8 protein-coding genes are annotated in these 10,834 nt (G+C 64.8%); 7 read left to right on the plus strand and 1 reads right to left on the minus strand.

The genetic code is table 11. The features are described 5' to 3' along the window. Positions 1 to 375: 375 nt before the first annotated feature. From ACR80Q_RS18045 to ACR80Q_RS18075, 7 genes are all read left to right on the plus strand, one after another. Positions 376 to 858 carry a hypothetical protein gene (locus ACR80Q_RS18045; protein WP_435379043.1) on the plus strand — a complete coding sequence of 161 codons (483 nt, stop codon included), beginning with the start codon at positions 376 to 378 and terminating at the stop codon, positions 856 to 858. Then, complete coding sequence (locus ACR80Q_RS18050) at positions 855 to 2,390, plus strand: hypothetical protein (protein ID WP_435379044.1); 1,536 nt, start codon at positions 855 to 857, stop codon at positions 2,388 to 2,390. Before ACR80Q_RS18045 ends, ACR80Q_RS18050 begins: the two co-directional genes overlap by 4 nt. 1,503 nt (positions 2,391 to 3,893) lie before the next feature. Beyond that, positions 3,894 to 4,550, plus strand: coding sequence for a HEPN domain-containing protein (locus tag ACR80Q_RS18055; RefSeq protein ID WP_435379049.1), 657 nt, complete (start codon positions 3,894 to 3,896; stop codon positions 4,548 to 4,550). Between the two features lie 284 nt (positions 4,551 to 4,834). Next, complete coding sequence (locus tag ACR80Q_RS18060; RefSeq protein WP_435379050.1) at positions 4,835 to 5,635, plus strand: DUF6414 family protein; 801 nt, start codon at positions 4,835 to 4,837, stop codon at positions 5,633 to 5,635. Continuing rightward, the gene (locus ACR80Q_RS18065) at positions 5,628 to 6,827 is read left to right on the plus strand and encodes an AAA family ATPase (RefSeq protein WP_435379045.1); all 1,200 of its coding nucleotides are present in this window, start codon (positions 5,628 to 5,630) and stop codon (positions 6,825 to 6,827) included. Before ACR80Q_RS18060 ends, ACR80Q_RS18065 begins: the two co-directional genes overlap by 8 nt. Before the next feature lie 1,037 nt (positions 6,828 to 7,864). Further along, entirely contained in the window at positions 7,865 to 9,226 is a 1,362-nt protein-coding gene (locus tag ACR80Q_RS18070) for an exonuclease domain-containing protein (protein WP_435379046.1), read from the plus strand. A gap of 23 nt (positions 9,227 to 9,249) precedes the next feature. Then, positions 9,250 to 10,002, plus strand: a complete 753-nt coding sequence (locus ACR80Q_RS18075) for a DUF6218 family protein (RefSeq protein ID WP_435379047.1) — start codon at positions 9,250 to 9,252, stop codon at positions 10,000 to 10,002. A gap of 113 nt (positions 10,003 to 10,115) precedes the next feature. Here ACR80Q_RS18075 and ACR80Q_RS18080 read toward each other — a convergent pair whose 3' ends face one another. Next, positions 10,116 to 10,667: a hypothetical protein gene (locus tag ACR80Q_RS18080; protein WP_435379048.1), complete on the minus strand. Its 552-nt coding sequence runs from the start codon at positions 10,665 to 10,667 to the stop codon at positions 10,116 to 10,118. Between the last annotated feature and the right edge of the window lie 167 nt (positions 10,668 to 10,834).

A 10,834-nucleotide genomic window follows, 5' to 3' on the forward strand; every position in this document is an offset into this window, starting at 1 on the left:
CGATGGTGCAAGAGGTGTGTGGCAGATGATCTTGGTCCTTCGCTGCGGGGGGGACGAAGGACCGCCAGGGCCGTCGAGAGCCGCTGGAGCGGCGTGACGCAGGAGACACGGAAGGTCGGCAACAGGGACGGGTCACGGTCTAGGGCTCAAGGCATTGCGAGGGACTCGAGCCACGACAGATGCGGTGCCGGGTTGGCCCGGGTTCGAGCGTCACGAACTCTGGTGCTCCTTCAGTGACCACCAAGCCGCCCTGCCTGCCCCTTCTCAAGGCAACAGAGGCCTCGCGACAGGGCCACCGGTCGCCGAGGGACCCGTCCTGAAGCGGACATCGCCGTAGGCGAGGGGTCAGGCAGGCGAGCGCGGGAGGAGCACCGTATGGACGGTCACGACGCCGGTCTCGACGGACCCGTCGTGCTGGGCGGCTCATTCGACGAGCAGGCCATACCTGGTCTCGGACCGTCGCCACCTGCACAACCGGATGGCAAGGATTCAGAGGCGACAGTCGTGCTGGCGCAGGTGCGATGGCTCCTGCAGGACACCGCGGAGCAGGTGCGGCTGCAGGCGCAGGCGGAAGGTCTCTCCTCGGCCGGGCATCCGCTTGCCCTCGGGGCGGAGCTCGCGGCCTGCGAGGCGGCAAACCTCATGGCGCAGCCGCCCGTCGACGACTACGGGCCGGAACACGTCCCCGCCGGGGCGCTCGACACCCTCGCTGCGGCGGAGGTCCTGGCTCGCTCGCTAGCGATAGACGCGTTCCCCGCCGGCATGTCCGGCCTCGTAATCCGGATCTGCGACCTTCTTGCCGAAGCCACCGTCCTTCGGGGTGTCGACCAAGCGGGCCCGTTTGGGAGACGGCCGTGACGTCGGCTGGGCGGCCGCGCCCGGCGGATCTCGACGACGACCCACTCGTCGTCTGGGCCCATGACCGTCGCAGCGTCGGCGAGCTGCTGCGAGACGCGGACCACCTCGCCCGCGATCTGCTTCTCGACCTTGATGGCGACCAGGCCGCTGCCCTGCTTCGCACCTGGGGCGAGACGGTCCAAGCAGCAGCCGAGCTGTGGCGCAGCCTTCCGGTCCCGACGCCTGATGCCCAAGGACGGGCGGACGCGGAGATCCTGACCCGCCTGCAGGCGCACGCTCAACGCATGCACCGCCGCCAACTGACGGTGGGCTGGCCCGGGGACGGGCCTGCCGACGAGCGGCTGATTCGCATCGCGGAGACCTTTACCCGCGCCGCCGCCCTGGTGGACCGTTTCCACACGCAGCCCCCGAGGCCCGGGCTGCTGTCAGTCGTCCGCGCGGACGTCTTGGCGGCGCGGACCAGGGTGATCCATGCCCTGCACGTGGCCAGCCACGGCACCGGGCTGGCCGTACGGCAGCACGTGCAGGACGAGCTGCGCCGGACCCACGGCTCCCGCGACGTCAGGGAGACTCGCGCCGTGCCGCGGGGAACCGAAGCCCTGAGACGGCTCGAGGTCTTCGAACGCCTCGCCGGTACCTACGTCGGCCGCCGATTCGTCGCCGCAGCAGAGGGCGAACACCAAGCCCCCATGAACGGTGTCGGACGCCTCGACGCGGCGCTGGTCCGCTGGGACATCCATGCCCACCGTGTGACCGCTTACGAACCAACTCCCGCAAACCTGGCTCTTGTTGCCGCGACCCAGGCCTACATCGCCACCGCCGCCTCCGCCGTCATCCGCGCCGGGGTCGAGACCGGGCGGCTCGACCCCGCCCTGCGCGCGCGTGCCGAACCCGCTCTCGAGGCCACGCAGGCGGCCTGGGCCGACCTAGCCGCACAGTGGCGCCGACTCACCGACGCCAGCACCGCCCGCACCGACCCAGACCTCCTCGCCACCGCAGCCGAGGTTCGCGCCGCGATCCTCGAGATCGCCCACCACACCACGTCTCCGGCAACCCCCGCGGACGTCACAACACGTGTCGACCTGCCCGAGGTCGCCCACACCCTGCAAGAGGCTCTCACCGCGGCAGTGGACTTGGCGCAGCACCTCGCGGACACCGCGCCTCAGACCACCGCGTACGTCTCGGCACGGAGCGCGCTAGCCGGGTACTTCGCTAGCGGTGCGGGCGCCCTCGATGCTGAAGTCCGCCGACGTGACGGACGTCTGGACACTCTTAAAAGCCCGGTGGATCCTCGCGCGCTCCGCCACAACGACCACGTGCCTCTGCCGCCCTTGGTGGGAGCTCGTATCGGCATGGCCACCGAAGCCACTGTGGCCGCGGCCGCAGCCGCGATGTCGGCAACGTCAGGTCTCGACCTCAGTGCGGGAGCTAGCGCAAACGATGTAGAGCTTACGCAGCCTGCCGGTCGGCGCCTCATCGACGTCTACGTCCAGACCGTGCTTCCACTTCCCGAGCCAGGGTGGGCCAGGTAACCGGGCCGGACGACGTCCACGGAGGATTCGACTGCAGAAGAGCCCGTCTTGCCTTCGGGTTCCACCCGCTGACGATCGCCAGCTGACGAACTCCTACCGGCACCACACAGCCGGGCCTACCGGACGACCAGTCCCCACTGTTCTGCAACTGACCGGTCTCCCGGCAGGATCTTCGCGTGGCTGGCTTCAGAACATACATGCCAGGACAGGGACCATGCGGCCCCTAAGGGCGACGCGTGAGGTCGCCCCCGGTGTCCTCGTGACGACTACCCTCACGAGGCCGTGGCCAACTTCCACGGGACCGTCCAGGGACAGCGGGTCGTCGTTGCGCAAGCCACACAGGGCATTCTCGATATCCGTCCCCTTGGTCCACCGTACCTTGATGATCGTGGCCGAACCGTCGTCAACGTGACTCCCGAGTCAGCCTAATGCCGCGAGATAACCCCGTCGCTTACGACGCTGAACGCGGCGATTATCATTGTCGAACGTACCTGTCATGATCATGTCGGTCCGCAACCGTGGCGCAGTAGCAACCTGACCCAAGAGTGATCACTCAGCAGACTAGCTTTCGGCGTCTAGGAGCCATGTCAGAACGCCAGGCGCTCGGCCGCCCCACGGGCACGACCCCAGGCAAAGCGGCGAGAGTGGACTTCGCAGGTCGTCCCTGACCGGCTCTAGCAAGCAACACGGCCAGCGAGCGGTCAGCGGATCGATGCTCAGGACAGGAGCAGGGGCTGCCAGGTATAGTTTGCTGGGATGATACTCAGCGCGGATTCGAAGGTGTACGGGCCCTGGCATGGAGGCATCGCTTCCGAGCCCGCACCTGGTGAATTCGACTTAGCCGCGATGAAGTTGACCTGTGACTTGACCGGGCTATCCGTCGCGCAGCCCATAAATCCTCCTTTTACATTCTGGTATTCGAGCCCCGCCGGACAGTTAACGTTGCGAGCGAGTCGTGTCTCAATACAGTCGGATTCGCACCCAAGTCGCCCCACGCGTCTCGTCGCATCCATTGAGCACGCTTTTGTCGGCGCGACCGTAGACAGCCAACAAGAGTCGTACATTGAGTTTGATGCGAAGTTTGAACTCTTGAACGATTGGATGGCGCGAGACCCCGTACGGAGCCGAGCAGACTTTGGCGAGTCCACTATGGTCTCCGCGACCTTGAGTCGCACCTCAAGCCATAGGGTGACCACTTCTGATGCGGTGTTTGAATCTCAACTGTTCACGACGGGAGAAGTGGGTAGGGGCTACCGATCTACGGTTTACGGGGAGGAGTGGATCACCGTACGACTGCTGCAGCCCGTGTCCTTCTCGGATCTGCTAAGTCGATTCATCATTCCGCTAGAACAAGGCTTCTCGCTAGCGGTTGGTGAACTGGTGCGGATTAGCGGCCTGCGTGTCCGGTTACAGGATGTCTTTGTGACAACACTGGACGGGACAGTGCATCCGAATCTTCAGACCATCGAGGTGTTGGGCGTCTCCGGCAGATGCTCAACTCTGATGAGCGAGCGTGTCGGATCGTCAAACGACATTCTGCGGCGGCATGCTGGCTGGCCAGTCCCCGCATCCGAGGCCGTTTTCACGCTTTGGCCTCGATGGTGGAACGATCGGGACGCGTTGGCGGGATTCGCCGCCGTTTTTCTGTCACACGGCGTGGAGGATCTTCCGCCCTACGCTCGACTGGTGTTGCAGTGTGGGGCTTTGGAGCAGTACCACAGGGAGGCCCTAAAGTTGGGGCTGGTCGCTGATCGGGGGGAACGTGACTCGGAGCGGTCCTTGCTGCGTCTTGTGTTGCGTTCTCTGAGCCGTAGGGACCGCGGGCTGGTCAATAAGATGGCACACGGATACTTTTCGTTGACGTTTGCGGATAGATTGTCGGCGTTGCTCCTCACGTTGCCTGTGGAGGCGTTAGAGCTGATACTCGGGTCCCAGTCATCCCAGGAGTTCGTCCGTGAGGTGAAAGAGACCAGGAACGGCGTTGCGCATACAGGACTGTCTCGCCGTGCTACGCGAGCAGTGGCGAGGTTGTGCGGACAGTTGGACATGATCAGCGCTGGCCTACTACTGCGACGTCTCGGAGCCCCGGCGTCGGAAACAGCAGGGTCGCTAGCGCGCCACCCTCTGCTCGAACGAGTTGACGGTCTGCGCGACGCCTAGCGCCCGCGCCAGGAACGGCGCCTGCGCCGCACTCCCGGCGCGGGCGTGCGGCGGAGCCGCGCAAATTGATCTAGTACAACAGGATCGGGCAAGCGGACCCACCGCGCGGGCAAGATTTGCCGGATTGCCTGCGACAACTTTGAGGAAAGGGGGGGAGGGGTTGCTTCAGTGGACTTTACGCAAGTAAATTTGCCGCACTGCCCTCTATCGAAGGCTATTGGGATTTCGTGGTTCGGTCTGAACCTAGAATGGAGACCGGCTTATCAGGAGTGAAGGTGTCGAAGATGGATGGGGTTCGAAATGGGGCACAGGCTGGCGCCTCGATAGTAAAGATCGTGTACTTCGACGAACAGTCTGCTTCTGACTATCTCGACATCACCGCCGGCGGGAACGCGTCGACGCGGAGCGAGTACATCAGGGACCGGTCCGCGAAGACACATGCGGAAGTCGAGTCCAAGATTGCGGCAAAGTTCTCTTGGCTGCCATTTCTTGGTGCGTCAGTTGAGACTGGCGGAGGATTTGATGTATCCCGTGTAGGGCAAAGCATCTTGCACAAGACCCTCTCGAACACCATCCTCACCGACTACCTTGCGAGCGTTGCTGGTGACGAGCGGGTAAAGGCCCTTCGCGGATTCGACGTCACCGCCCCCAAGGACTCCATGGCATTTATGAAGATGTATACGCCCTACATGGTCGTCGCCAAAGCGGTTGAAGCTGGCCTAGATCTTGCCCGTATGGACGAGGCGCTGGAACGGGCCAAAGGCTACTACGAGCTACTCGCTCGTGAGCCGGGCGCGGTAGCAGCTAGTTGCGTATTGCGGTTCAATATTGCTGCATTTCGCAACAACTACGGCCTCACTGATCTGGGACGCATGCGCTTGGTGTATCACGGGGTGCTCGTAGGGCAGACCACGGAAACAAGTCTGAGTGTTGACGCCGAGATGGGCGGGTCGGATACTTCGCGCGACGAGAGCAAAACGCCAACGGCTATAGAAATAGTTGATGGTCCTGTCGATCGGGAGCCTGCGGCTGTGAAGTTGCTTGACGTCTTTGACGTAGTGCTAGCGGGAGTAGAACATGGCTGAGACCCAAGTAGTGATCTACTTCGGTCCGCCAGCTTGGTTTCACGAACAAGTAGGAACGGGCAAGGTAAGGAACCTTGTCACCTTGGCGCTAGGCCTCGACGAGCAGCAACGGCAACTCAGGGTTGTTGGGATGCGAGAGGGCGATGACGAGTCTCCGCCAAAGCCTCGTCGGCCTAGGCGCGTAGCAGCAGAGTCCAGTGATTTTGCGAGTCTGAGCGAACACGTCCTGAGCAACTTTGCTCGCCTTGTGCGTACTCTGCGGCCTAGGGAGCTGTACATCAACAATCCGCCAGCTCGGGTCTATGAGCAACTTGTTCGCATGTACAAGGGCGTCAAAGAAGTGCATTTTGCGCATCCCACGGTAACGGACACCACATTATTGCAGTTTGACCAAGGCTTCGCCGATCACTTGGTGGGCCAGAAGTCCGTGAAGGATCTGTTGCTTGCGGCAATGTACCCGCTCGTGCGGCCGAATCGAGACAAACCAATTGTTCTGATGCTCTACGGCCCTTCTGGCGTTGGAAAAACTCAGACAGCGCAGTTCATCAATGATTTACTCGGTGGTTCGCTACTCCGAAAGCAGTTTTCGATGTATCACAGCGACAAATTCGCCTCCTACATCTTCGGCGGCGGCCACTCAGAGGCGTCTTTTGCGCGTGATTTGTTGGATCGCGAATCCGGGGTGATACTCATCGACGAGTTTGACAAGGCAAACCCTGTTTTCCATAGTGCCTTTTACCAGCTCTTTGATGACGGGAGATTCATTGACAAGAACTACACCGTCAAGTTGGGACCGTCTCTCATAATCTGTACGTCGAATTACGCCTCGGAAGCTGAGATCAAAGAGTCGTTGGGCGACGCACTTGCTTCGCGCTTCGATGCGCTGATTGAGTTTGAGCATCTGACGGAGCCTGAGACTATGGAGGTGATGGAGCGGATAGTCGATCATCGATTGAGCCATATGGATCGAGACGAGGCGATGCACTTTAATCGTGCTGATGTACTTCAAAGGCTACGGCCGCTTGCCAAGAATTCGAGCAATGTGCGGCTTCTTGGCAAGTCCATCGATACCGTTTTGTCGCTGATGCTCGTTCGTTCGGTTATCGAGGCCTCCCGCGACGGGAATAATGCGTCGATGGAGCGCAGCCTGACTGCGGAGCTCGAATCGCCGAGACAACAGAATGAATTGTGACGAAGTCGGTTGGATGGGTGCGCGCTTCGTCGATCAGTGGGTCGATTTTCGGTCGCTCCACCCGGCGGCCGCATACGGCTTCTACTGTCGATAGCGTCTCGCCGGCACGAGGTCTAGAGCGAAAAACAGGGGCAGCGATGCCTCGACTCATGTTGTTGTAGGCGCCCTTGAGTTTCTGAACAAGTCTGCAGCCTCGACGGCTGTCCGAAGAGCTGCTCCGGGTCTGAAAGCGGATCGACCGGCTCGGCAACGAGGTGTGGGCTTTCCAGGCCGTGATGCTGCACGTGCCCGATGAATCGATCTCGCGACCCTGAGCGCCGCCGCCGCGCAGCTGCCCGACCCGCTACTGACGGTCGAGGCGGTCATGCGCCGTGCCGGAGCCCACCTTGGCTGACATCGACCACTTTCTGCCCGGGTCGTGGACGGTACCGGCACCGCCGAAGCGGCCCAACACGAGACCTGACGCATGCTCACCCTGACCCGCACCTTCGCCGAGGCCTTGAGGCCGATTGCACACCCACCGCATTAGCTAGGTCTCGCGTTTCGACCATGACGAGGTCCGCGGGTGGCTCCGTCGTGACGCCCGCGAACCGTCCAACGGCAGCGACCAAGGCGCCGCCGACGTCGTGCCGTTCAGCAGTCGAGGAGGCGAGCAGCGCCATGCCTGNACACGAGACCTGACGCATGCTCACCCTGACCCGCACCTTCGCCGAGGCCTTGAGGCCGATTGCACACCCACCGCATTAGCTAGGTCTCGCGTTTCGACCATGACGAGGTCCGCGGGTGGCTCCGTCGTGACGCCCGCGAACCGTCCAACGGCAGCGACCAAGGCGCCGCCGACGTCGTGCCGTTCAGCAGTCGAGGAGGCGAGCAGCGCCATGCCTGACATGGCGACCACCACCAACTAGAACCCCACCGCGGAATCCCGTCTGAGGGGGCTGCTCGTCGGCAGCCGGTCGAAGGTCCCAGTGGCGGTTCACGCCTCAACACCACGACCGGTCGCTCCAGCGGCCCTGGTTGCACCTGGATTCTCTGAAGTGCCCGCGCCGTCATGGCCGGCTGGTTACGGTCGGTGGCTCAAAGACGAGCAGGGGAGAGACGTGTACGCAGTCGTCGATGTTGAGACCACCGGCTTTTCGCCGCGGCTGCACGACCGAGTGGTGGAGCTCGCAGTCGTGCACGTGGACGCGGACGGTTGGGTCGAGGGGGAGTGGTGCACCCTGCTCAACCCCGACAGAGACATGGGTCCCCAGCACGTGCACGGCATCAGCGCCGCCGACGCGGCACAGGCGCCCCGTTTCTCCGACGTGGCCGACGAGGTCGCCGCGCTGCTGGCCGGCCGAGTCCTCGTCGCGCACAACATCGCCTTCGACGGGCTGTTCCTGAGCGCGGAGTACGCACGCATGCAGGTCGAGGTGCCGCAGCTCGCGGAGCGGGGCGTGTGCACGATGCACTGGGCTGGGCTGCTGCTCCCCAACGCGTCCCGGACCCTTCGGGACTGTTGCGCCCGTGCCGGAGTGCCGCTGAACGGCGTACACAGCGCCGCCTCCGACGCCCGCGGTGCTGCGGCCCTGCTTGGTCACTACCTGCAGGCCACCCACCCCAGCCCCCCGTGGGACGGCGCCGTCGAGGCGGCTAACGGCTGGCCTCCGGTCCCGGTACCGGCCGTCCGGGCTGCGCTAAGGACCCGGACGGGGTTCGCCGACCGCGGCGCGGACCCGACCCTGCTCGCGCGCACTGTCGACTTCATGCCCCGCGTGGACTCCAGCGCACTGGCCGACCCGTACCTCGCCGTCCTGGACGTGGCCCTCGCAGACCGCTACCTGAGCGCCGACGAGCTTGCGGCGCTGTGGAGCCTCGCCGATCACCTGCGGCTGAGCCGTGGAGACGTCCTGCGGCTGCACAGCGGCTACCTGCAGGCGCTGGCCCGGCTCGCCGTCGCCGACGACCTGGTGACTGAGGAAGAACTGCTCGACCTGGTGCGTGTCTCCCGATTGCTGGGGCTGCCCGACAGCAGTGTCGAGTCCGCTTTGGGTGACGCCCGCTTCGAGGGTGGTCCGACGTCGGCGTGGTCGCTGGAGATGGGCCAGGCCGTGGTCTTCACCGGCAGCATGCCTGAGCCCCGTGAACAGTGGTTCGCCCGCGCCGCCGAGCACGGCTTCGAACCCCGCTCCACAGTCACCAAGGACGTGACGCTCGTCGTCGCAGCCGATCCGGCGAGCCTGTCCGGAAAGGCCAAGAAGGCCCGCGGCTACGGCATCCCGGTCGTCGGTATCGACGAGTTCCGCGCCTGGCTCGGCTACCCCCCACCCTCGGAGCACGTCAACGAGTCCCCGGTGAGGCGCGGTAACCAGGAGGAGTACCTGGCCCGCGCGATCCGCAGCGACCTACGCAGATGAGCCGCAGCACGGTCCCTTCCCACGTGGAGCCCGAGACGCTGTCGCCCGGGGCGACGGCGGCGGGACAGGACTTCGACCACGAAGAGGACACGAACGCCGCCGAAGTCACGACAGCGACGGCGGGCCCGGTGATGGTCGGCGGTCGCCCCACCCGTGCTCCACTGGTGGTGGCGCCCCGGGACAGCGGTGACGGCGTGGCCCTGTGGGCCTTCACGCTGCAGGGTGAGCCCTGTGGAGCCTGGATCAGCTCCCCGACCAACGAGCAGACACTTTCTGGCGAGTCCGTCGCCTCCTTGCTGGACCGCCGGGCGCTCCTTGGCCGAAGCGTCGGCGAGGTGGCCAGCCTGCTCCAGGCGGCCGGTGTCAGCAGCATCGGCCCGGTCGACCTTGCTGAGGAAGTACCGACGCGGTACCTCGACCCCTTGGTGGCACTGACGGAGATCCGCCGTCATCGGCAACAGCTCTCTGCCGCTGTGACGGCGCAGGCGGCTGCCTCCGGGCGTAGCCTCGCCCCCTTGTCCTGGGGGCCTCTCGTCGCCGATGCGGAGGTCCCCAACGTTGATGACCTCCAGGCGGCGTTGTCGCTGCCCGACCTCGGTGTCGCTCCCGCAAGAACCGCACTGCGACTTGTCGCGCTGGCGCGATGGGTGATTGGGGCGTGGGCGGAGACCGAGTCGGCGCGCATGCGCCGGCCCTACCTGCGCGGCACGGACACCGATCCCGAACCGCTGCCACCCGCGTGGCGGCGGGTCGTCCGGCACGCCTACGACTCCTGAGCCGAACCGCACCGGTGCACCGCGCGCGGCCAGCGCGACGACGTGATCGTGCCCGCGCGAGCCATCGGTGGCGCGAGCCACCCAGGCCAAGATCGCATTGAGCTCGAGGTGAGTCAGCTCGCGCAGGCGCTGTTTGCCAGCGACGGCGGGCAGGCGCAGCCGTCGAAGTGGAGCGGCCACTGGTCGTAGCGCCATAACCGCGGTGGCGTGCGGCCGGCACGGGATTGCTGAACCGCGGCGAGCAGGTACTCGATGTAGGAGTCCGCCAGCCACCACCACCTCCTGTCGAAGCGGTGGCTCGGCAGGAGGCCTGCCTCGGGTGACAGGGCCGCGCTGGCCGGACCGCCGACCCAGTTAGCGAGGGCGAAGCGCACCTCCCGCCGCACTGGTCTCAGCACGTCCGGTAGGAGCGCCTCATGCGCCTCCAGGGTGCGCTCGAAGGCGACCACCGCCTCCCGCACGCCCTCGTCGCTGACAGGTTGCTCGTCGGCGTGCCGAACAATGCCGTACAAGCGCCCCATCGCCTCGGCGACTGTATCCAGCGATTCGAGCTCGCGTTGCCGGCTCGCCACTCGGCCCGGCAGCGCCCTCCACTGCAGGCCGATGCCTGCTAAGGCGATCAATGCCCCGACGATGGCGGCGGCCCCACCCGCTTCGATCAGCATGGGGACACAGTTTCACTGGGGACAGACAGAACCATCGCGGCGGGATGAACCGCCCCTTGAGAGAGCACTCGAAGGATTACGCGGTGGCCGCGGCCTCCCCCCCCTCTGATTGCGGTGTGACTACGGGCTTGCCCTGCTCCGGCGCGCGACCACCCGGGGCGGGTCGG

Source organism: Aquipuribacter aurantiacus (assembly GCF_051216895.1).
GTDB lineage: Bacteria > Actinomycetota > Actinomycetes > Actinomycetales > JBBAYJ01 > Aquipuribacter.

Coding starts and splice junctions, on each gene's coding strand:
- ACR80Q_RS18045 (WP_435379043.1), top strand. CDS start 376: ATGGACGGTCACGACGCCGGTCTCGACGGACCCGTCGTGCTGGGCGGC.
- ACR80Q_RS18055 (WP_435379049.1), top strand. CDS start 3,894: ATGAGCGAGCGTGTCGGATCGTCAAACGACATTCTGCGGCGGCATGCT.
- ACR80Q_RS18060 (WP_435379050.1), top strand. CDS start 4,835: ATGGATGGGGTTCGAAATGGGGCACAGGCTGGCGCCTCGATAGTAAAG.
- ACR80Q_RS18065 (WP_435379045.1), top strand. CDS start 5,628: ATGGCTGAGACCCAAGTAGTGATCTACTTCGGTCCGCCAGCTTGGTTT.
- ACR80Q_RS18080 (WP_435379048.1), bottom strand. CDS start 10,667: ATGCTGATCGAAGCGGGTGGGGCCGCCGCCATCGTCGGGGCATTGATC.